The following is a 24,652-nucleotide window of genomic DNA, read 5'->3' on the forward strand; positions in this document are numbered from 1 at the left end:
ATTTTTATTTTTTAATCAATCGTACTACGTGTTTATTATTAGAAGTAACAAGTGCTATAAAATAGATCCCTTTAGGAAGATCTAATAAGCTGATTTTGCCATTTTGGAGCAATACTCCTTCTTGAAGTATTCTACCATTAATATTTGATACAGTATAATTTGTTGGCTCCTTAATACCTGCAAGGTTCACCTCTCCTTCAAAAGGATTAGGGTAGATAAATAGCTTATTTGCCAGGTCATCAACACTCAATACCTCATCTTCATCATCTGGCGTTTCCTCTTCTTCGTTTGGTGTTTCTTCCTCTTCTTCTTGGTCTAATACTGCCAGCGTATATTCTTGAGTTACACTTGATCCAGCAAAATCTTCTTCTGGCATATCGAAACTCAACACACTATGACCATTACCATCAGTACTAACATGATCACCTTTCAACTCCATAGAAATGGTAATATTCACTTGTCCTATCAACTCTCTTGATGGATCTGATACAGACACAAAAATAGATTCTTCTGTTTGTTCAATTAATAATAAACAACGCTTATCTGAAGATACAGATACACTGTCATTTAAAGAAATCGTTTCATTTCCTTCATAAAATGCCACACCATAAACGTTTTCTTTACCGAAACTTACGGCTTGAATTTTATCATCATTTTGTAATGTAGTATAGGTATTTTCCCATTCTTTTAAGTCATCTGTTGAAGTTCCTGGAAGAATGATATATTCATAAGTATCATCAGAAGGTGTACTTCCATGATCTACCCAAACACTAAAAACATTTCTTTCAACCAGATCATCAGACCCTTTTGTATTCACATCACTTTCCTTACCTGTTTGTACTTTATTCGCCACAGTTACAGATTGAGAAGATGGGAAATAATACCCCACTCCATCATGATGTACCCATTTTAAATTATTGAACGATTCTTGGTCTGTGTTTAATGTTTTCACAGTACCATTATCGTCAAAACTTACCTCTCCATCTGAGTTACATTGGTTGATATTAGTTAATACGCTATTGGTAGCTGTTGCAGATATTCCTCCCCCGATACTATAGACTCCTTCTGATGTCATTAAGTCTAGCTTTCTTGCTGCTACAGGTACAATATCTGTATTTTTCAAATGCAATTCATTTACTCCTTCTTCCAAGTTTTGATCATAGACGGTAAGTCCATATCTACCGTTTGATACACCGCCTGCAAACTCAAAAGGAGGCGTCATGATCCAGCTCTTCGTTTTAGAATTTCTTCCTTGTTCAAATGTAGTCCCTGGTACCCTAGTCCAATCATAGGCATGAAAAATATCAGTATATTCTGTACCATCTATCATTATACATTTACTCCCCAATCCTTGATAAGCATTTCGAATATTTTCCCCTTGGATTGTCTCTGTTGACACACTTTTATTTGACGTATTTCTAATCGAGACATACCATCCTTCACCTCTTTGTACAGACATATCACTGATCCAGAAGTTCTTATTACCTGTTACAGTTGTCTTATCTCCTTCAATATGATTGGCCATTACTTGTAACTCTGCTGCACGAGGTGATCCTGCTGCTATCATATCTTTTATCGATGATAAAATTTCAGAAGAATTATGACTATACAACACTACTTGTCGACCATTTACACCATAATCGTATGAAGCATTCTGAATGACCCATTGAGTACCATCTAGCAGATATGATTCTAAAATAGTGGTTGTCTCATCATCAAAGGCATACTCCGTACCACTAGCTAAATTGAAAAATGCCAATTCCATAGTAATGAACTTTGAGCCGTACCCCTTAAAATAAACTAATTCTTCATGTTGATGCCAACTCATATCTGCTTTTAATCCTTCCTCTTTTCCAGGCATCACTTGTGCTACTATTGCAATACTATCCAATGAGCGTTGAATCCAAGTTTCATTTTCTTCAATTGCTGCTTTAAATAAATTAGGTTGGTTGACATATATCTTATTTACCCCTGACATATCTGGTTTGTCAGTATAATCTCTTATCGCAACATAGCTTTTAATTTGTTCATCAGTAAAGCCAAATTCATCTCCTGTTTTCATTAACAGTATAGCGGGGTACCAATGAGACACCATTTCTACCTCATTCGTATGCCAATGACCTGATTCTACCCAATTGGCTAGAAAAAAATCTGCTGACTTCATAATCTTTACTTTCCATTCTGCATTGTGGTAATATTTACTTTCTGGATTAGCATAAGACATGATAATTTGATAAAACCTCTTTGCGTGATCTAATGAAGGTACGGGTGGTCTTTTATAATAACCATAAGTAATGTCACTCCAACTTCCATTGTCTTGCATGTTGGTCATGTGCTTATTTGCACTCCAGTCATTAAATTTCACCGTAACTTTAGCAGGAATAGCACTATTTAAAGCCATTTCATAAAGTCGCTCTTCCACAACATCTACTTGAGCAGAAGCAATGTATGAAAGTAAAAGCAATATAATTGTATAGTAATATCTCTTCATTTCATTTGTGTTATTATTCTTCTATTAGAAGAGTATTACATACAAATAATGTCTACAATAATTGATTATTTAAAGAAATAAAATCAATTACTGTAGACATCACTTTTCAATTTTACAGCTATTTGTTTACCTTCCTCCTTCCATATTTTCCTTAAAATTTGAATATAAAATTGTCTTCAATCTACTGATTTCCTCTTTGTATGTCGGGTCACTTACTACATTACTATTTTCATCAGGATCCTTGATATGATCATAATACATAGAAGCGATGGGTTGTTGTTGATCTAAATCAATAAAATCAGTATAACATCCTTTTTTTGTTTTAATAGAAAACCCATTTTTATTTTTCATAAAGATATAATCTTTCCCTTCTAGAGTTGGTTTATCAAGAATTGTCACCAAACTCTCTCCATCCAATCTATGAGATGGTTTGGTTAGATGACATAGATCAATAAGTGTAGGGTATAGGTCCACCAATTCTACCAATGCATTTGTTTGCTTTCCTCGAAGGCCAAATGGAGTAGAAATAATAAAAGGAACTCTTTCAGTGATTTTATAACTATTGAACTTTGCCCAAAAAGTATGTTCTTGAAGATTGTAACCATGATCAGACACTAAAATCACAATAGTATTATCTTTTAAATTTGATGATTCTAACTTCTTCAAAATCTTCCCAATTAAAGCATCTACATAACTTACAGTAGCATAATAACCATGAATCAAATTGATTGCGGTACTATCACTTACTTGTCCTTTTCTTGGGATGTCGGTATAAGCTCTCATCTCTCCCCAATAGCTGTAAGAAACTTTTGGAGCATCTTTAGGTAAAAAGTTATTGTAAGGTTGCTTGAGGGAATCTCTCTCATACAGATCCCAATATTTTTTAGGGGCATTAAATGGTAAATGATTAGAAATAAAGCCTGCTGTTAATAAAAATGGTTCATCAGTATGACTTAGTTTTTCAATATCACTGATTACCTTATCCGTCATTATACCATCAATATAGGCGTTGTCTTCTACAGGAGCAGCCTCATGTGATGGTCCTTTATTGGTCTCTTTATAAACTTTTGCATTCTCAGGTAATAGATAATCTCTCCATAAAGACTGCCAATAGTCAATCGGTGAAAGTCCTTGATCATTAGCTTCAAATGCGTAAGGTCGCCACACTTTATCCCAGTCGTTCCACTTATCATCTAGATGGTGAAAAACCTTTCCGTTTGATATTGTTCGGTAACCATTCTTCTTAAAAATTCCTGGAAGTGTTGTTATGTTCGGTTTCTCTTTGTCTACTCTCGTTGCGTAGTTTATAAAATAGTTTTTTGCAGGATACATCCCCGTTAGCATACTCGCTCTTGATGCACCACAGACCGAAACATTACAATAAGCTTGATTAAATTGAATACCTTCATCTGCTAACCTATCGATATTCGGTGATAGAATTTGTTTGTGTCCGTATGTTGCCAACTCAGGACGTAAGTCATCCATATATAACAACAATACATTTGGTTTTTGTAGTGTTTCTTTCTTTGTACAACTGCTGAAAGATGTCAGTAAGATTAAGGTTGTAATTAGGTGAACGTATTTCATTTGTTGCTTGTTTTTTCATTTTTATATCCCAAGTGTTTAGCCGATAGGCATCACTTGTGATAATACTTCTGAGAAGTCAGGAGACTTCGCCAATTAGCAGTTCCAAGTGACGCTAGCACTGAACACTTGAAACATGGTAAGTAGATTTTTTTATATCGCAATCCCTCTCATCAGCCCACGACTTAAGTCGTGGGCTGATGAGAGGGACATTATCAATTCACTCTAAACTCCACTGTTTTTAGATCCTCATCTCTAGAAGAGTTGCCTACCATTACCGTAAAAGCACCCGATTCTACGATGCGTTTCATATCCACATCTAAGAAGGATAACATCTCTGGAGTAATGGCAAAAGACACCTTTTTCGACTCTCCTGCTTTTAATGCTATTTTTTCATAGCCCTTCAATTCTTTCACAGGTCGAGCTACTGAAGAGAATTGATCTCTTAAATAAAGCTGTACCACTTCTTCACCATCAATGTCTGAAGTATTTTTCACATTAATAGTAACTGACAATGATTCATCAGCATTAATTAGTGTATCAGAAAGTATTGGTTCACTAAATTCAAATTGACTGTAAGATAAACCATAACCAAAAGAATAAAGAGCACCGGTTTTACTTCCAGCATAGTTTTGTTTGTAATGTGAAGGTTGATGATTGTAAAATGTTTTGATCTGTCCTACATTTCTAGTTACAGATATAGGCATTTTTCCTGAAGGATTTACTTCACCATACAAAACGTCTGCGATGGCTTGACCTCCAAAACTTCCTGGCTCCCATGCTTCAAGGATAGCAGGTACATTTTCATCAATCCAAGTGGTTGCTAGTGGTCGTCCGTTAATGAAAACGACAACTACTGGTACTCCTGTTTTTTGCAATGCTTCTATCAATTCTTGTTGCGAACCAGGTAGTTGCAAGTTATCTCTATCAAAGTTTTCTCCGCATGACCTTTCTGCTCTTTTATTCCATCTTACTGAGTTTTCACCTACAACAACGATCGCTAACTCTGCTTTTTTTGCTTGTGCTACTGCTTTAGAAACTTGATCTCCGTACGATTTATTAAAATCCCACTTGTAATCAAATACCGAGAAGTTGGCTTTTGGATCTACCTTTTTCAATCCTTCCAATACAGTAGTCACTTTATCTTCAGGCTGTGCAAATACCCAATCTCCTAGTAGTTTATGATTATCGGCAAGCGGTCCAGTCACAAAGATATTCTTGTATTTGCCTTTCTTAAGTGGTAAAATCCCATTGTTCTTTAATAAAACAATAGACTTCTGTGCTGCTTCTAATGCTGTTTTTTGATGTGCTTCAGAGAACAATGTTTTCTGATAGAGTTCTTCTGTTACTTGATTATTCTCAAAGAGTCCTAACCTAAATTTCGCTTCTAATATTCTTCTCGCACTCTGATCGATACGTTCTTCCGTCAGCTTGCCTTCTTTGATTAACTCCAGTACTGGTTCCATAAAACCTGGTCCATGCATGTGCATATCCATTCCTGCTTTGACAGTAATAAAACTAGCCTCTTTCTGATCCTTTGCAATTTTATGCAAATAGTTTAGACGTTCAATATCTCTCCAATCACTTACGTAAAAGCCATCAAAACCCAATTCATCCCTCATCAAATCGGTCATCAACCATTTGTTGGCATGACAAGGTATTCTATTGATTTCATTATGTGCGGCCATGATGGTATAACACCCTGCATCTACTGCTGCTTGAAAAGAGGGCAAATGCAATTCTCTTAATGTACGCTCTGACATTTCGGTAGGAGCTGCATTTAGTCCATTGATCGACTCTCCACCGCCTACTAAATGTTTGGCACAAGCCAACACCTTTTCATCACCTGTAAAATCACCTTGTTGTAAACCATTAATCATGGCAACTCCCATATCAGATACCAATAGTGGATCTTCTCCGAATGTTTCACCTACTCTACCCCATCGAGGGTCTCTGGCTAGATCAATATTTGGAGAGAATGCCCAATGTGAACCTGTAGCTCTCATTTCTTTTGCCGTTTCAGTAGCTACTTGATTTGCTATTTCAGGTTCCCATGTACTTGCTAATCCAATAGGTGAAGGGTAGATGGTTGCTCCATGCATTAACCCAGTACCATGAATCGCATCAATACCAATCAATAGTGGAATTTTCAGTCTACTTTTCTGTGCTAATTGCTGAAGATGATTTGCCTCTTCTCTACTCAAAACATGCAGGAAAGAACCGATCATTCCTTCTTCCACCATCTTACTAATTTCAGAAGAGTGAAGACCTGGATAAAACCCATGTGAGTCACTTTTTTCCAAATCTTCTTTACTCAGATGTTTCTCTGCTTTCTTGATATGTTCAACGCCAACATACTGACACATCTGAGCCACTTTTTCTTCTAAAGTCATTCTGCCCATCAGATCATTTACTCTGTCTTCCACAGTCGCGTTGGGATCTAAGTAGACTATTTTATCTGAAAACTTTTCTGATTGACATCCTAACAAAAACAGGGTAATAAAGATTAAAAAGTTTTTTACTATCGTCATTGCCATTATGTTTATTTTGATTTTTTCTTCTTTAGTTTTTCCACCCATTTTTTAGTGTGTACCAATCCTAGAAAAGTTGGGTCCATTAATTCTGCATCCCATTTTAAACGGATCTTATCCATTTTTTTTACAATTTCAGGATTTTGCTTCGCTATGTTATTTGTTTCTCCTAGATCCTCACTTAGATTATACAATTGTGTCCATCCCGACTTATTGTACATATATTTATAATCTCCTTCTCTAACAACCCAATGCCCTGCATCATACATTCGCAAATAGATCATATCATGAGGAATACCTTTTGCTTCTCCCTTGATATAAGGAACTAGATTAACACCGTCTAATGGCTTTGATGAATCCACTGGTACATCATTAATAGCTCCAATTGTAGCCAAAATATCTAAAGATGATACTGGTGCATCATACGTTTGGTTTGCTTTTAATTGGGCAGGCCATCTCATTGCAAAAGGTACTCTAAAACCTCCTTCAAATGGGCTTCCTTTTCTACCTCTCAGTGGAGTATTGTCTGAATGACTTTTTGCAGGACCACCATTATCTGATAAGAAAAATATAATTGTATTATCATCTAAGTCTAATTCCTCTAATTTATCTAACAGTCTTCCCACACCTTGGTCTAGGCAACTAACCATAGCAGCATAAATTTTTCTCTTCTCATCGGTAATATGATCGAACTTGGCGATATCTTCTTTTTTTGCTTGAAGTGGTGTATGAGGAGCATTGTAAGATAGATATAAGAAGAAAGGTTTATCTTGGTTTCTACTCACAAAATCAACCGCATAATCCGAGAATTCATCTGTTAGGTATTTTTCTGTTTTTACAGGTTTTTCATTGTGAGTAATCCATGTTCGGTAACTTTCCTCTTCTTCGTCATCCTTCTCAAGTTCGCTATCATCTATAAGTGTTAATTGATTTGGGAAATAAAAATGACCACCCCCTAGATGACCAAAAAATTCATCGAAACCTCTATTTGTTGGGAAATTTGATTTATGAGCACCTAAATGCCACTTTCCTACTACACCAGAATAATATCCTACCTGATCTAATGCTTCTGCAATAGTTTTCTCCTCCTGGGGAAGTCCCATTTTTGGTTCTTTCGGTCTATATTGAGGGTTTCTTTCAAAACCAAATCGCTGTTGGTACCTACCTGTAATAAATCCAGCTCTACTTGGGCCACAAACTGCATAAGAAGTATAGGCATTTGTAAACTTCACTCCATCGTTCGCTATTCGGTCTATGTTTGGTGTTGGAATGTCTTCACATCCATGGAAACCAACATCTTTATAGCCCAAATCATCAGCCATGATTACTATCAAGTTCGGTTTTTGCGATTTTTCCTGAGCGTATATGCTTTGGATGGTAGATATCGTAAATACTATCACCATCCATACTTTTGTTTTCAACATCGTTTATGTTATTTCCTTTCTAAATCAGTCTACAATAATATAGAGTGATGTAGACTTGACTTGTCTACAGTGCATCGTCTATATATCATTAATTGTAAAATCAATAGTACTTTTTCAATATTTCCACTTCTTCTATTTAGAGATATTCCTCTCTTGTAAACACAAAAAGAAGGCATTCCAACGAGTACCTCCTTTTTGTTAAATTGAACCGAAAAGACTTTAGTTTAGCTCTTACCAATCTTATAACACAGAAATATTTTTTTCGCTTTTTAAATCTGCAGAACTACTGCCTATATATATAGTGAACTCTCCTTTTTCAAATTGAGCCTTTCCATTACTATCATAAAAACTTAACATCTCTGGAGTGATTTCGAAACTTACTTTCTTTGATTCTCCAGGTACTAAATGAATTTTCTTAAAATCTTTCAATTCTAATTGAGGTCTCATTAAAGAGCCAACATGATCTTTGATGTACAATTGTACTACCTCTGCTCCATTATATTCACCGATATTTTTGACTGTTACTTCCACTTGAATATGCTCAGATTTAGTCATCGTATTTTGTGACATTTCTAATGATGAATATTTAAAAGTGGTATAAGAAAGACCAAAGCCGAATGGATAGGCAGGCTTTACAGATACATCTAAATAATTGTTAGACAAGCCTACAGGATTTAAAGGTGTACCTGTCGGAATACCTAACATTTTTTCATTGGCAGGTCTTCCTGATCTTATTGATGAATAGTAGATAGGGATTTGTCCAACTGTACGAGGAAATGTCACAGGTAATTTACCTGAAGGTACTTGCTTACCAAGAAGTAAATCTGATATCGCCTTACCTCCCATAGTACCGGGATGCCATGCATAATAGATCGCATCAAAATAAGGTTCTAAGTCTCCGAATACTAAAGGTCTTCCTGCCATTAATACTGCTACAATTGGCTTTCCTGCTTTGGCAACTTCTTGTACTAATTCCTTTTGTGCTCCCGGTAGATTTAAAATCGATCTACTATGTCCTTCTCCAGAAAGAATAGCGTCTTCTCCTAAAAACATCACCACTACATCTGCACTTTTTGCTACTCTGACTGCTGTATTTATTTGATCTTTATTAAAATCTCTTGGTGAATTTAACCCTTTTGCATATTTTACCTTGTTACCCAATTCTTTTTTCAAGGCTGATAATGGCGTTATTGCTTCATCTACTACTCCATCAAAAACCCAACATCCCAATTGATCTTTTTTGTTATCTGCTAATGGACCTATCACAGCCACTTTTTTATCGTTCGAAATAGGTAATACTCCATTGTTATTTTTAAGCATCACAACACTTTCTATTGCCGCTTTTGCAGCCGCTTTTTTATGCTGATCACTCAACATTGAAGATTGAGATGGTAATCCCTTATAAGGATTATCAAAAAGATTTAATCTAAATTTAATTCTTAAGATATTTCTTACAGATTGATCAACTGAAGCTTCTGATACTTTCCCTTGTTCTATTAATTCTGTTAAATGATCTGCATAACCTTTACTAACCATTTCCATATCAAGGCCTGCATTACTACTGACTTCAGCAACATGCGTTGTATCTCTACAGTAACCTTGTGATATCATTTGAGGCATCGAATGCCAATCACTTACCACAAAACCATCGAAATCTAGTTTCTTTCTCAATACATCTTTCAACAAAAACTTATTTCCTGATGCGGGTATTCCATTAATATCGTTGAAAGCCGTCATTACAGTAGCACATCCTCCTTCAATAGCCTTTTTAAATGGAGGGATATAGACATTCCATAATCGGTTAGTTGGAATAAACGTTGGGTTGTAATCTTTTCCATTTTCCGTCGCTCCGTAACCTATAAAGTGTTTTGCACAAGCAGCAATACTACCGTTTTTACCAGTTAGAGAGTCACCTTGAAAACCTTTTACCATTGCTAAACCTAATTCAGCACTTAATACAGGATCCTCTCCAAGCGACTCTGCAATGCGCCCCCATCTGGGATCTCTACTTATGTCTATCATCGGTGCAAAAGTCCAATTAATACCCACCTCTGAAGCTTCTACAGCGGCTACTCTCGCACCTTCTTTCACAATTTCTCTATTCCATGAAGCAGCTTGCCCCAAAGGAATTGGAAAAATAGTTTGGAATCCATGAATTACATCTCTACCAATGATCAATGGAATTCCTTGTGGACTTTCTTCAATGGCTATTTTCTGCATTTCTGCAATCATATCAGGACTTCCTGCGTTTAGAATAGAACCTAACTTTCCTTTTCTAATGGCTTCTTTGATCGATTCTGGAACCTCAGTGATTCTATTTCGAATATAGGTTTGTTGCATCTGACCTATCTTCTGTTCCAAAGTCATTTGGCTAAGAATTGTTTCTATTTTCCCTTCAATTCCAGCCTTTTGTTTGGGTTCACAACCCGATAACAAGATGGCAACAACTGCGACTGTTATATATTGATATAGTTTGTTCATTAGTTTAATTTACTTTTATCATTCAGGTTTTACAGTCTCTTTATATTCTATTGATGTAAAAAGACTTTTTTAGCATAGGGCAAATGGTTTTGTCTCTCCACAACAACTATATATAGTCCCTTACGATGAATACTTATCTTTTTATCATTGCTTTGCACTACTAACTGCCCAATTAGATCAAAAACCCTTGTAGTAGTAGGTTCCTGACAATCAATCTTAATTTGATTTTGGTAAGCGTAAACCTTAATATCTGCTATTTCATCATTAGCAGATGAAAGTGGTTCTTTTGGTTCAGGTCGTACCTTATCGTTTTCATACCATAAAAGACTATATAGTCCAGAAGCTTTATCCACGTCATCTTCAACTACCCAAGGCTTATTGAGATCCTCTTCTTTCTTACTCGCTCTCGTTAAATTACGTAGAGTAACATCATAAGAGTCTTTAATGACTACCATTCCTTGGTCATGTTCTTGAATCAAATCATAATTTCCTGCACCCCCAACGATTTTTACATGGTCAGAATTCTCAATATTGAGAAGTTGAGTTTCTCCTTCATATTTAAAACCATACATTGAAAAATTGCTTACATTTTCCACCATTACTTGTGGTGAATTAGGATTAAACTCAGCACTTACCTGATACATATCCAATGGATGATGAGTGTCTTTTACCCGAACTAAGTAATAACCTGGCGAAGGCGTAGCGAGTGCACCTCTATCTTTTATGTGTATATGATCTAACGATAAATGATACACTTTACCGCCAGCATTATTACAAAAATCAATATATGGTTCATCCTGCTCATTTTTCCTTTTCAATGTGGGAGCTGAGATTTCACCATTATTGAAATAACGATACTGATCTTCCGTACTAAGATCTCTAACAATTGTATTTCCACTTTGTACTCTTAAATAAGTCATTCTTAAGAATCCGAGAATACCAAAATCACTAAGTACTATATTTCCATCCGGTGTATCTTCTGTTGTAATTATTGCACCCAATCCATTGTCCCAAACTTCCTTTGGCTGAATAGATGAAATATTCATTGCTGCTCCGATCAGTTTAGTTCCTTTTCTTACGATCAGTGGAGTAGTAATATCGAAATAACCACGAGGTACAAAAACTGTTTTTCCATAGTGCTCACTTTGAGGGTCAACTACTTCATCCAATGCCTTTTGAATAGCAATACCATCATCATCATCACTGTTTTCAGTAAAAGGTGTAGCTCCAAATACAGATATATCTAATAAATTAGGCGAATCAAAATCTGGAATGTCAGCAGCATCATAAGAGTGCTTCATGTATAACTCTTCACTAGGCGATTCATCTACAATCTCCCCCACATATTCATAGTTGGCTATACGATCATTAATTGGCAAACCTTCCGCTACAACAGATGCCATATCTATCGCAGAGGTAAATAGTAATCGGCTGACTTTCTTCCATTGTGTCAAACTTCCTTCAACACTTGAATAAGGTTCAGTAGTTACTCCATTTTCCACCATTATTGGGGCTTTGAAATATACATTTACTAATGTAAGATCTTGTGACCCATTCGATATCCCCACATCTTCTGCTCCAAATACTTCAATACTACCATCAGTCAAACACAAATCAGTCACACCATGTACAAGTGCTCCTGAGGGAGATACATTTCCCCATTTTTTATCTAGAAAAATACCTTGGTAACCCGAAGCTCCTTCACTAGGGCCAGTGATTTTAAAACCAGAAATGATTAAAGGTCCTCTAGTAATCTCATGTTTGATACCATATTCTTTTTGACCTTCCAATACTAACCCCTCAATAGTAGGGTTATCTCTATATTGATTTTGATGAATCCCAATATTTCCTCCAACAACATGAACATTCACTGTAGCTCCTCCAGAACCTGGTAAATTCAAGATTCCCGTATTAAAGTCTTCTCCATAAATCTTTATATCCTCAATGGCACAATGTTGTGCTCCTGCCATTGATAGTGCCGTTACCTCAGGGTTATTACCCATATCAATGTGAATATTACGGAAAATAGCTCCATAATGACTTGCTGGTGCATCTCCTTTGTTTGGACTATTAAGTCGAAAATAAACTAAAATATTATCCTTGACTGTACTACCATTCTTTAATCGTAGAATGGGTTTATTGCCATTGGATGATCCTACAAATTTGTGACAAAACTTACGACTCTCTAGGACGCTTACAAGTTCTAACTGATCCGATAGAATAAAGATTTTATCAGCCGGTAAAAAAGTGACAAAGTTAAACTCGTAAGCATCATCAATCGCATTTTGTAAAGCTTGTGTATCGTCTGTACTACCATCACCTTTTGCATTATAAGGAGATGCAGTAACATCAATGATTCCTTTATGTGCTTTTTCGGGATTATTATCTACATATTCTTTCAATCTAGCATTGAATTCTGAATACGGAATTGTATTTCTTACATGCACCAATGTTTGTGCTTGAGAGTAAGAAATATGCAATAACGATAGTAATAAAAAGAGTAAATACTTGAGTAATAATTTCATCATACATTCTTTTATGTTATTCAATATATATGAGACATTATTACCGTAATAGTCTACAGAAAGAAATGAAAAACCTAAATTATTTCCCTTCTTTTAGTCCTTCCAATTTCACCTCTAACACTTCACAATCTTTGTACCCTATTCTATTGGCTAACACATAAATGTATTTAGCATCGTTCAATGTCACAGGTTTTGAATATAATTGCCATCCTGAATCAAGATTTGGTGTCATTGGTTGATCACTTAATAAATAAGCAATTGAATTACCAGGAGTATCACATACAATAGTTGCCGTTCCTTTATTAATTGAAACTACAGGTTGATTGGTTTGAGGTTGAATTCCTTTAGGCCAAAAACTTTCCACAAATTCTCTCTCTGGTATTGTTCCTTTATCTCCTACATCAGCCAACCACTTATCCATTTCTTTTCTCAATTTGGCTATTTGACGCTGATATTTTTTCTCACCTATTTTATTCTTAAGATTGAAAGGATCACTAGATCGCACATAAAATTCTTCTTTCGTTTTCTCTTTTCTGAAATAATAGTCTTGATTATTATTAAGCTCTCCTAATTCATGCATTTCTATCAATTCATTCATCATTGGAATATTCTTTCTATAGGCCACATCTTTGTAGGATGGTAGATTAGGATAGTAGTTTCTTACATAAACGAAATCTTTTGTGATAATACTTCTTGATCTATCTGAAAACTCATCAAATCGATCTCCTGAGCCAAAAATCATTTTTGGATCATTAGAAGAGTTTTCACCTACAAATACTCTTCCTTGTAAGTGTTCTGGTATTTCTACTCCTGCTAATGACAATACTGTTGGTGCTAAATCTACAAAAGAAACCATCTGTTGATCAAAATAAGATTTTTGTCCTGGTATACTTACCATCATGGGTACATTAAGTCCTGAAACATAGTGTTCTCTTTTTCCTCTTGGTAATGGACCTCCATGATCACTAAAGAAAAAGATAATTGTATTCTCCAACAAACCCGCTTCTTCTAACTCTTTGATCCTTAAACCTAATTCTTGATCCATAAGCTCGATGTTTGAATAAACTCTAGCCACATCATTACGAACTGTTTCTGTATCTGGAAAATAATCTGGTAATGGAACCTCTTTAGGATTTACAGTAAGTGGTTTATCTTTATTTTTCCATATTCTTGATTCATGAGTTACATTAATATTAAACACAGAAAAGAAAGGTTGACCTTCCTTACGATTTCGCCAATGTGCTGTTGCACTATTTTGATCCCAAGCAGTAACAGGGGCAGCAAACTGATAGTCTGTTTTGCTATTGTTCGTACAAAAGTATCCATCTTGACGTAGGTATTCTGTAAAACATTTCACCTTTTCAGGCGTCACTACACTGTATTGGGGTACTACATTTCCATCTATATCTACCGCCTCACTTTCTTTCTTATACACTCTATTTCCCCATGAAGCTACATCTTTCGCTGTCCTCATGTGCATTGTTCCAATAGAAATTGGATACATACCTGTAATAATAGAAGATCTTGCAGGCGCACATACACCTACTGTTGCATAAGCTTGAGTATAAACGGTTGCTCTTGCTGCCAAATCATCCAAATTTGGAGTGTTTGCTGTCTTATCTCCATACATAGAAAGCAAAGGACTGATGTCTTCACAAGTAATCCATACAATGTTTGGGCGATCATTCCCCAATAGTGTATAGCTCAAAAATAAAAGTAGAACTAAAAATAATTGTTTCATTTTTTATAAATTATTATGATAAATCATATATCAAGCCAGTGAACAAATAACCCCTCTTTCTCAATTGAGAATAGAGGGGTATTATATTATAGTCAAATAAGATTGTTTGTAGTATATATTAGTCTACTTTTTTAACACTCTAATCACTCCTAAATCTTTCTCTGTTTGTACTTTAATCATGTACACGCCTGCTGTTAAACCTGAAAGGTCAAGAGCTTCATTTGGTAATAATTCTGTATTTAAAACAATATTACCATTTACAGTATAAACAGCTACTTGTGCTTTGTCCATTAAGCCATCTATCGTCATAAAATCATTGACTGGATTTGGATATGCAGTTAATGATTTTACAAAAACATTATCTCCAATTGACAATACTTCATCTACTATTAATGTTATACTTACCTCAGGAGCACTATTGTAAAATTCATTCCCTTCTTGTGAAGCTGTAATAACAGTGCTTCCAGTTCCTACTATAGTTAATGTATTTCCTGAAATTGTAGCTACTTCAGTATTTGAACTTACAAAAGAAACTTCTAGCTCAGAAGACGCTGTGGCAACCAATTCAAATGGGTCCGTATCAACAGCTACCTTATCAATTGGATCAAAAGTAATGAATTGATCTTTTTTACTTACAGTAATTGTTTTTGTCACTTCCTCTGCCGCTGTAAAATTATCATCACCAGCTTGGTTTGCCCTAATCGTTGTAGTTCCTAAACCAACAATTGTTAATTCGTTTCCTGAAATAGTGGCAACAGCTGGATCATCGACCGTATAAGTAATTGCTAATTCTGAATTAGAATAACCTGTTAGTGTTACAGATGGATCACCGTAGAAAAGTAAAGATAAATCATCCTCAAATGTAATCGTTTGGCTCCCTTTTAAGATATTAATCTCAAATGAAGGCTCTACTGTAGCTGCATTATAATTATCATTACCAGGCTGAGTTGCTGTAATCGTCACTGTTCCTGCTTTAACAGTTTTGATCAACCCACTTTCTGTCACATAAGCTACTGTTTCATCTGAAGTCGTATAAAAAACCGGAAGGTTTGAATCTGATGTCGCACCTGGATCAAATTCAACTCCAGCTTCTTGATCTTCTGGTTGAGTAAAAGTAATCGTTTGATCGGCTTTCGCTACTATTAATTCCTTCTCTAATGTTGTTGCTTCATAACTATCTGTACCAGGAGCATTAGCTGTAACAGTAATACTACCTGCATTTTTAATGATTAATACTCCGTCCTCAACATTAGCTACAGAATAATCACTAACACTATACCAAATATTTGATTCTTCAATACCATTATCGGCAGTTAGAACCACTTCTTGATCAGCTCCTGTGTAAGTAAACCCTGTCAAATCTTGGTCCCATGTAATGCTTTGTTGCCCTTTGTTCAATTTCACAAAGAAAGATACTTCCTCTGCATCCGCATATTGATCATTACCTACACTACTTACAATTACCTTCACACCACTTGTACCTTGTAAAGGAGTAAGTACACCCGATGCTGTAATTGTGGCTTTACCTACTGAAGCCTCATCTAATTTATACTGTAAAGGTAAACCAGAAGTAGCGCTTCCTAAAATTGTTAGATCACTTCCTAAATAAGCTTCTTCGTTTAAATAAGTTAGCCCATTTTCTGAATCTACATACGTTCCTGCATCCATTGATATCTCATTTTTTGCAAGCAGTCTAACTTCATCCACATCAATACTTCCTGCTACTCCTGTTGTAACGCCTTTCAGCCTTAAACTTGAAACCAATCCTGTATATGCAGATCTACTAGATAAATCAACGCTATACGTTTGAAATTCAGCATCACTTGCTGTTGCTACAAATGTCACAGAAGCAAAACCAGCATCAGTTTGAGCTACTAATGTAATATCATCAGCGGTTGGCGTATTATTTTTTAATTTCAATTGTACGACTGGGTAATCTTCAGCAGTGTAATGTAAATCTGATACTCTCATCTCTGGAGAAGCATTACCATTATCCCATCCTAAACTAATCGTACCATCTCCTCCATGAGTTAATGTTGACGCTCCTTGCGGCTTCCAGTTTTCAACATTACCGTTCTCATCAAAATTCCAAACATAGCCATTCTCATTAGCCACAACAGTCACTGACTCAATCAATACTGAATGTGACCCAACTTGACTATTTTGTAACCTTAATCCAAATCCTTTGAATTGATTGTCTGTAAGGTTGGCGTTTTGAGGAATATTGATCGTATAAGTAACAAACTCATTATTGGTAGATATTTCAAAATCACTTCTCTCCCAATTCGCATCACCCGTAGCATAATCTGCTGGTTCAAATGCATTAAATTTAAGTATATCCCATTTAGAATGACCGCCATTATTATTGATCTTTATTTTGACTTGATTATAAATTCTTTGATCTAATGCTTCTGGTAACGTAAAAATGAGTCTATCATAACCACCTACAAAATCAACCTTCAACTCTCCATTCGCTGACATACTTTCATTGGCTCCACTTGTCGCATTTGTAAGATTTACAGCTGCTTTTGAGTTGAAATCATACACAATATCTAGATTGCTTGATGAAGTGTTTACAAGTGTCACTTTTGAAATAGATAGATCTACATCACTTTCAGCGCCTGCTGCTCTAACCCCAATTCTTTCCAGTAAATTATCTGTTAAATCTGGATTATTGTAGTAGATTGAAATTGTTTCGTTGACAGCTCCAAAAGGTACTGTAAAAGCAAACCTTACACCATCATTTACAACAGCACTTCCTTTATCATAAACAATAAATTCGTAAGCTGTATTGGCTCCTGAATTAGAAGCTACAATGTCAATTCTATTCAATTCATTCTGATTCACCTCTCCTTCAATATCCACGTAAGCCACTTCATAAAGTTTTTTATCCACATAGTCACCTACAAGCTGAACTACTTTGCTTGTCTCATTGTAGTCAGTCCAGCCTTGATTGTCAATTGAAAAATCATAGACTACGTCTTGTGCCCAAAGAGAGAAGCTTAAAATTTGAGCCATAAAAAATATTAGTGTAGAAATTCTTTTTTGCATGTTCATTTCATTAATTCATTAATATATTTTTTAAGTAATATTTATAAACAAGAGTGAATAAACTATAAAGTGTCTACAACAAAAATGTTTTTTTATGAAGTTAAAGTTATTTGTATTTGTAATACTAATTATATAACAATACTTCTACAACTTTTTATGGGTCAATAACAAAAAGTGGGCAAACCGCATAATATTTTTATCTTTGTCATCATTATGAATGATGATTTATTAGCCTTGTTTTTCCCAGAAGGGATGTTAGATTACTTCGAAATAGAAGACTACACCAACAGTTCCACAGAACTTCAAATTTATTTAAAAGAAAAAGATATTCCTCCTGTAGAATATTCACATTTAGAACTCCAGAAAAGAGGTTTTCATAAGCCTAAGACAATTGAAGATTTCCCTATTCGTGGCAAAAAGGTAAAGTTGATCGTAAAACGTCGTAGATGGGCAGAAAAAGATAATCATTTAAAATTGTCAAGAGATTGGAAATTAGTAGCAAAAGGAACACATATGTCTGAAGAGTACGCGTCTTTTTTAAAAGCACTTGCTCGATACTGAAGCCATAAGTAGCCAACGTCTTTCTACTTTCTATGGTGTTAAAAGCTCTAATTTTCTTCGAAGTCATAAAAAGCATTTGAGTGAATTTACTGAATGGGTAAATGAACACTCTGATGACAATAACCTTTTTTTTCCTGAAAATATTTCCACCTCGATAGGTATTGATGAAACTTCTTTATCCAATGGAGAATTATATACGATTGCCACCAATAAACTAGCAGGAGGAAAACAAGGCAGTTTAATCGCCTTGGTTGAAGGTGTAAAATCTGAAGATGTAATAAAAGTTCTTAAAGAAATACCAAAAGATCAGCGTGATAATGTGGATACAATGGACTAAGCTGCCCCCAAAAACAGGCTTAATGTAGCTATAATAGCTCATGTCACGATGGCAGATACTGACCCCTCAAAATTACTATAAAAGTGATGGAGTATACTGACCCCTTCAATACTTTTATTTAGCTTTCTTGTAGTGAATTTCACTAACATCAGAGAGGTATGGCAGGAAAACCAAAAGATATGAGTAGTATAAAACAATTACTGACTTTACATCATCAAGGGCAAGGTATTAAACCTATCGCGAGAACATTAGGTATTAGTAAAAATACCGTAAAAAGTTATCTTCATAAAGTTAATGAAGGTCCGAAAAGTATTGTTGAGCTTTTAACAATGGAGCTTCCTGAACTTGAAGTTTACTTTCATCCTGGAAATCCCATGTATAAGGAACTTACTTATGAACATCTGAAAGGAAAATTACCTTATTATGCGAAGGAGTTGAAAAAAAGCCACTTCATAAAGTTTAGAATCTACATAAGTATCTACGAGGTGAACTGTTTTATCCGTTGCATTATAGTCAGTCCAGCCTTGATTATCAATTGAAAAATCATAGACTACGTCTTGTGCCCAAAGAGAAAAAGTCATCATCTGAGCTATCAATAGTGAGTGTAAAAAAATTTCCTTTCATGTTCATTTCATTTTGAAGTTATTAAATTGTCACAGTTGTTAGTATTTTAGAGTAAGAAAAAGGTAAAGTGTCTACAAAGCCTCTCCTTTTTTAAAAGCGTAAAACGAAATTGTCTTATACTCAGCTATCATGCACTTTTGGTGGAAAGTTTTTTGTAACGGCAATTTTTTCTTATTTCAACATCAGTAAGATGTTTTTTTTCAAGTGATAACATGTAGAAAATAGGGATAAATAAAAGAGGTGCTATGGGGTAAATAATGATAGTAAGTAGAGAATAAGCTGAATGTTGAAAATAAGAATTCCCTGTTATCCTACTAATTATACTAAATATAAAGCTGATAATAATTAATGTAAAAGAGGCATAAAAGAGTCTCTTTGTCGCTTTTCTGTTTGTGAAGAAAAGGGCTACAATAGTGAAATTGCTGATAATTATTGTGATGAAATAGAGTTTTGTTGCTAACCATTCTATTCGTACAGATTGATACCCCATGTTTTGGAAAACCTCAAGAACAGTTTGAATAAAAGAAAAACTGATTAATACTGAAGCTGCATCGTCAAAAAATGGAGAAGTATCTTTTTGAACATCAAAACAAAAGTAAACAATGAAAACCCAAAGTAATAATGAAATAAATTTAGTAAAAACCCGCATTATTGTTTATTTTTTAGTCCTGAAAATTTATTAATCCAAAGCATCCAAAGACAGAAAATAACACCATATACGGCATAAGCATAGGTGTATTTATGGTTAAAATCAAAAGTAGTGGGAGACTGAATAAAGTTGTAAGCGAGTATCATGACTCTAAATACATTGGTAAAATAGATAAGAATTAACCCCATTAAACCAAAGTATATTTTGTGTTTTAATGAACCTGGAGCGGCAATGATAAAACCTAAAAAAAGCATTTCTATTTGCAAGCCATTACAGCCTATACCAACAAAAACAGCTTTAATACCGTTAAGTGTTACTACATTGCCCTCTACTACTGAAGAGTCAAAAATAACATTTAGTAAAAATGAACTCATATAAGTTACCGCATCCACAAGTGAATGATCAACTACTTGATGGGGACCTATAAATATCCCATAGGCTATTTCCCAAAATAGGAATAGAACTATGCCTTTAAAGATAAATTGTTGCAGAATTGTCGCTTTATCATATCTGTTTTTTACGTAGGAAATATTCATAATACTTTAAATTAAAGTAAGAGGAGTGTTACAAAACCTTAGGTGATTAAGACCTTTTAAGTACTAGTTTTGTAACAACTCCTATGTGAGTAATATTAAGCTATGCTATTATTCTGCTTTTTTGCGTTTTTGTTTAAACTTATAATAGCTGTAAATAGCTCCTGAGGCTAGAAGTACATATCCACCATCATCAATAGGCACTCCAGCAGGTGTTGGAGGTAAAGGTGGAGTTTGTGCTAATAAAATTGTTGTAATACTGCTAAAGAATAGTACTAGGAAGAGTGCTTTTATTTTCATGACTTGTTATTTTTTTAATAGTACTTTATAAGAATAATGATCGTTTTCTGTAAAGAGTTGAATGATCACAGGTATATTTTCTGGAACTGCAAAAGGGAAAGAAGTTGAATTACCCCTAACGATATTCTCACCTTGATAAAGTTGAGTACCTAAATAGGTCATCACCATCACTTGTGCATTTCCATTAGGAATGTGGTCGATCATAATTTGAGAGCTAGTTACAGCAATACTTGCCTCTAATTCTTTCTTAAGATCTACAGAAGAAATAATATCACCTTTATCTCCTGTATTTTCCTGAGCTATTGTACTAATATGAATTTCATATTGATTTTCAATCACTCCTTCCCCACTTAGTAGCACTTCTTCAGATAAATTGAAAGCTTGATCATTTAATTTATTTACTAAAGAGATGTTATAGTTTTCAAAAAGGTTCTGATCTTCGAGCTGTAAACGGATTGATTTTGTATTATCAAACGCTATTGTAATAGGAAGGATATATTCTTCTTTTTCTTTTAACGCAAGTACATGATACCCTTTATTATTTTGATCGAATTGTATAGATAAACTTTGTGATCCTTTAAACTTAAAAGCATCAAAAGAAAAATCATCATCTTCAGAAAATTGATCTCCTTTTAAGAAAGAAACATTATCAGAATACAGGTCAGAGGAAGCAATAAAGGTGAAATTTTCGAATAGTGTAGTATTGTCTTTTCTGAAAAAACTATTGCTTTGAGCTTCCTTTTTATGATCATGATCAAAATTAATAGTACCGTCAGCGGATACATGTATAAAAAAGCCTTGAAAAGAAGGAACATCCAGTGGATTACTACTATTCACTACGGTATATACTCCAGTACCATCCGCATTTCCTTCATAGAAATACAATGTGCCATTGGTGATATTTGTATTGTCACCAATAAAATCTGTATAACTTAAAGGTGCTAGAAATACATTGCCAATTAAATTGAATCCTTTTACAGTAGCATTACTACTTTGTGAGGTTACAGCAACAGTTACAGCATCTGCATAAGGAGTACCCGTCATTGTAGTAGTTCCTGCACCTGTACTAATGATTCCTTGCCCTATAGTTATAGATGCAGTAACATTTTGCCATGAAGCGTTAGGTTCATCATAGTAATAACGGTCTCCCCCATTAATTTGTGTTACTTGTGTTCCTTCTTGCATAGGCACTGCCCAGTAGTTATACACTTTATTGTCTGTATCACCTGTTCTTTTGGCAATAATATTTCCGGTTATCTCTCCAGTTGTAGCATGATATAATGAAGCTCCATTTTCTAAGGTTAATTGATTATTGGTAATGAGTTGATTTCCTGTTGTTATAGAAATTGTACTTTCTACTGATAAAGCATCAATTATTTCTACCGTACCATCAATCTCTAAAATACCACTGCCCGCTATTCCGTTACCATTATTATTAATATCTCCTTGTACTGTAATAGTAGTACCGTTAGCAATATTTAATGAGTGTCCTGCCTCAATAGTGATACCAGAGCAAGTGAAATTGCTAGAAAGTGTATTATCACTATCAACCACCATTACCATTGTAGCGTCAGGTGTACCATTAGACCAACTTGTACCATCCCAAGTAGTTGAATTAGGAATAGAAGGAGTGTCTGGATTTGCGATTGATGTGATTGTATGACTTACCGGGAATGCTGTATTATAATTATCATTACCAGGCTGAGTTGCTGTAATCGTCACTGTTCCTGCTTTAACAGTTTTGATCAACCCACTTTCTGTCACATAAGCTACTGCCTCATCTGAAGTCGTATAAAAAACCGGAAGGTTTGAATCTGATGTCGCACCTGGATCAAATTCTACTCCTACCTCTTGATCTTCTGGTTGAGTAAAAGTAATCGTTTGATCGGCTTTCGCTACTATTAATTCCTTCTCTAATGTTGTTGCTTCATAACTATCTGTACCAGGAGCATTTGCTGTAACAGTAATACTACCTGCATTTTTAATGATTAATACTCCGTCCTCAACATTAGCTACAGAATAATCACTAACACTATACCAAATATTTGATTCTTCAATACCATTATCAGCAGTTAGAACCACTTCTTGATCAGCTCCTGTGTAAGCAAACCCTGTCAAATCTTGGTCCCATGTAATGCTTTGTTGCCCTTTGTTCAATTTCACAAAGAAAGATACTTCCTCTGCATCCGCATATTGATCATTACCTACACTACTTACAATTACCTTCACACCACTTGTACCTTGTAAAGGAGTAAGTACACCCGATGCTGTAATTGTGGCTTTACCTACTGAAGCCTCATCTAATCTATACTGTAAAGGTAAACCAGAAGTAGCGCTTCCTAAAATTGTTAGATCACTTCCTAAATAAGCTTCTTCGTTTAAATAAGTTAGCCCATTTTCTGAATCTACATACGTTCCTGCATCCATTGATATCTCATTTTTTGCAAGCAGTCTAACTTCATCCACATCAATACTTCCTGCTACTCCTGTTGTAACGCCTTTCAGCCTTAAACTTGAAACCAATCCTGTATATGCAGATCTACTAGATAAATCAACGCTATACGTTTGAAATTCAGCATCACTTGCTGTTGCTGCAAATGTCACAGAAGCAAAACCAGCATCAGTTTGAGCTACTAATGTAATATCATCAGCGGTTGGCGTATTATTTTTTAATTTCAATTGTACGACTGGATAATCTTCAGCAGTGTAATGTAAATCTAATACTCTCATCTCTGGAGAAGCATTACCATTATCCCATCCTAAACTAATCGTACCATCTCCTCCATGAGTTACTATTGACGCTCCTTGCGGCTTCCAGTTTTCAACATTACCGTTCTCATCAAAATTCCAAACATAGCCATTCTCATTAGCCACAACAGTCACTGACTCAATCAATACTGAATGTGACCCAACTTGACTATTTTGTAACCTTAATCCAAATCCTTTGAATTGATTGTCTGTAAGGTTGGCGTTTTGAGGAATATTGATCGTATAAGTAATAAATTCATCAGTAGTAGATATTTCAAATTCTCTTTTCTCCCAGTTAGAATCTCCCGTAGCATAATCCGCTGGCTCTAATGTATTAAATTTAAGTATATTCCAGTTAGAATGACCGCCATTATTATTGATCTTTATTTTGACTTGATTATAAATTCTTTGATCTAATGCTTCTGGTAACGTAAAAATGAGTCTATCATAACCACCTACAAAATCAACCTTCAACTCTCCATTCGCTGACATACTTTCATTGGCTCCACTTGTCGCATTTGTAAGATTTACAGCTGCTTTTGAGTTGAAATCATACACAATATCTAGATTGCTTGATGAAGTGTTTACAAGTGTCACTTTTGAAATAGATAGATCTACATCACTTTCAGCGCCTGCTGCTCTAACCCCAATTCTTTCCAGTAAATTATCTGTTAAATCTGGATTATTGTAGTAGATTGAAATTGTTTCGTTGACAGCTCCAACAGGTACTGTAAAGGCAAACCTTACACCATCATTTACAACAGTACTTCCTTTATCATAAACAATAAATTCGTAAGCTGTATTGACTCCTGGATTAGAAGCTACAATGTCAATTCTTTTCAATTCATCTTGGCTCACCTCTCCTTCAATATCCACATAAGCTACTGAATAAAGTTTAGAATCTACATAAGTATCTACGAGGTGAACTGTTTTATCCGTTGTATTATAGTCAGTCCAGCCTTGATTGTCAATTGAAAAATCATAGACTACATCTTGTGCCCAAAGAGAAAAAGTCATCATCTGAGCTATCAATAGTAAGAGTGTAAAAAAATTTCCTTTCATGTTATTTTTT

15 protein-coding genes are annotated in these 24,652 nt (G+C 35.1%); 3 read left to right on the forward strand and 12 right to left on the reverse strand.

All coding sequences use genetic code 11. The features are described from left to right. Nucleotides 1–4: 4 nt before the first annotated feature. The 8 genes from ACXAHM_RS09250 to ACXAHM_RS09285 all read right to left on the reverse strand — a co-directional run bounded on the left by ACXAHM_RS09250 (nt 5) and on the right by ACXAHM_RS09285 (nt 17,795). On the reverse strand, nt 5–2,491 hold the full coding sequence (locus ACXAHM_RS09250; RefSeq protein WP_474960147.1) for a polysaccharide lyase family 8 super-sandwich domain-containing protein: 2,487 nt from the start codon (nt 2,489–2,491) through the stop codon (nt 5–7). A 126-nt stretch (nt 2,492–2,617) separates the two neighbouring features. Then, complete coding sequence (locus ACXAHM_RS09255) at nt 2,618–4,078, reverse strand: sulfatase (RefSeq protein ID WP_474960148.1); 1,461 nt, start codon at nt 4,076–4,078, stop codon at nt 2,618–2,620. Nucleotides 4,079–4,290: 212 nt separating this feature from the next. Beyond that, nucleotides 4,291–6,654, reverse strand: coding sequence for a glycoside hydrolase family 3 N-terminal domain-containing protein (locus ACXAHM_RS09260; protein WP_474960149.1), 2,364 nt, complete (start codon nt 6,652–6,654; stop codon nt 4,291–4,293). Further along, nucleotides 6,618–8,030, reverse strand: coding sequence for a sulfatase-like hydrolase/transferase (locus ACXAHM_RS09265; protein ID WP_474960150.1), 1,413 nt, complete (start codon nt 8,028–8,030; stop codon nt 6,618–6,620). The genes ACXAHM_RS09260 and ACXAHM_RS09265 overlap by 37 nt, the downstream gene beginning before the upstream one ends. A 240-nt stretch (nt 8,031–8,270) precedes the next feature. Next, nucleotides 8,271–10,511 (reverse strand): beta-glucosidase BglX, encoded by a 2,241-nt coding sequence (bglX, locus tag ACXAHM_RS09270; RefSeq protein WP_474960151.1) that lies wholly within the window; start codon nt 10,509–10,511, stop codon nt 8,271–8,273. A 47-nt stretch (nt 10,512–10,558) separates the two neighbouring features. Further along, the gene (locus ACXAHM_RS09275) at nt 10,559–13,039 is read right to left on the reverse strand and encodes a glycosyl hydrolase family 28-related protein (RefSeq protein WP_474960152.1); all 2,481 of its coding nucleotides are present in this window, start codon (nt 13,037–13,039) and stop codon (nt 10,559–10,561) included. Between the two features lie 76 nt (nt 13,040–13,115). Continuing rightward, nucleotides 13,116–14,777, reverse strand: a complete 1,662-nt coding sequence (locus ACXAHM_RS09280; RefSeq protein WP_474960153.1) for a sulfatase family protein — start codon at nt 14,775–14,777, stop codon at nt 13,116–13,118. A gap of 123 nt (nt 14,778–14,900) precedes the next feature. Further along, on the reverse strand, nt 14,901–17,795 hold the full coding sequence (locus ACXAHM_RS09285) for a T9SS type A sorting domain-containing protein (RefSeq protein WP_474960154.1): 2,895 nt from the start codon (nt 17,793–17,795) through the stop codon (nt 14,901–14,903). Between the two features lie 207 nt (nt 17,796–18,002). On the opposite strand from ACXAHM_RS09285, the gene ACXAHM_RS09290 reads away from it, so the two are divergent. From ACXAHM_RS09290 to ACXAHM_RS09300, 3 genes are all read left to right on the forward strand, one after another. Further along, nucleotides 18,003–18,389 carry an ISAon1 family transposase N-terminal region protein gene (locus ACXAHM_RS09290; RefSeq protein ID WP_474960155.1) on the forward strand — a complete coding sequence of 129 codons (387 nt, stop codon included), beginning with the start codon at nt 18,003–18,005 and terminating at the stop codon, nt 18,387–18,389. Then, a complete protein-coding gene (locus ACXAHM_RS09295) occupies nt 18,376–18,726 on the forward strand; it encodes a hypothetical protein (RefSeq protein WP_474960156.1) in 351 nt (116 codons plus the stop codon). The genes ACXAHM_RS09290 and ACXAHM_RS09295 overlap by 14 nt, the downstream gene beginning before the upstream one ends. Nucleotides 18,727–18,884: 158 nt before the next feature. Continuing rightward, nucleotides 18,885–19,265, forward strand: coding sequence for a helix-turn-helix domain-containing protein (locus ACXAHM_RS09300; protein ID WP_474960157.1), 381 nt, complete (start codon nt 18,885–18,887; stop codon nt 19,263–19,265). Nucleotides 19,266–19,477: 212 nt separating this feature from the next. On the opposite strand, the gene ACXAHM_RS09305 is transcribed toward ACXAHM_RS09300, so the two are convergent. The 4 genes from ACXAHM_RS09305 to ACXAHM_RS09320 form a co-directional block, all read right to left on the reverse strand. After that, a complete protein-coding gene (locus ACXAHM_RS09305) occupies nt 19,478–19,999 on the reverse strand; it encodes a hypothetical protein (RefSeq protein WP_474960158.1) in 522 nt (173 codons plus the stop codon). Beyond that, a complete protein-coding gene (locus ACXAHM_RS09310) occupies nt 19,999–20,535 on the reverse strand; it encodes an archaeosortase/exosortase family protein (protein ID WP_474960159.1) in 537 nt (178 codons plus the stop codon). The genes ACXAHM_RS09305 and ACXAHM_RS09310 overlap by 1 nt, the downstream gene beginning before the upstream one ends. Before the next feature lie 108 nt (nt 20,536–20,643). Then, nucleotides 20,644–20,832, reverse strand: coding sequence for a hypothetical protein (locus ACXAHM_RS09315; RefSeq protein ID WP_474960160.1), 189 nt, complete (start codon nt 20,830–20,832; stop codon nt 20,644–20,646). A gap of 6 nt (nt 20,833–20,838) precedes the next feature. After that, nucleotides 20,839–24,642, reverse strand: coding sequence for an autotransporter outer membrane beta-barrel domain-containing protein (locus ACXAHM_RS09320; RefSeq protein ID WP_474960161.1), 3,804 nt, complete (start codon nt 24,640–24,642; stop codon nt 20,839–20,841). Nucleotides 24,643–24,652: the final 10 nt, after the last annotated feature.

This window comes from Flammeovirga sp. AWQ4_249, assembly GCF_056161045.1.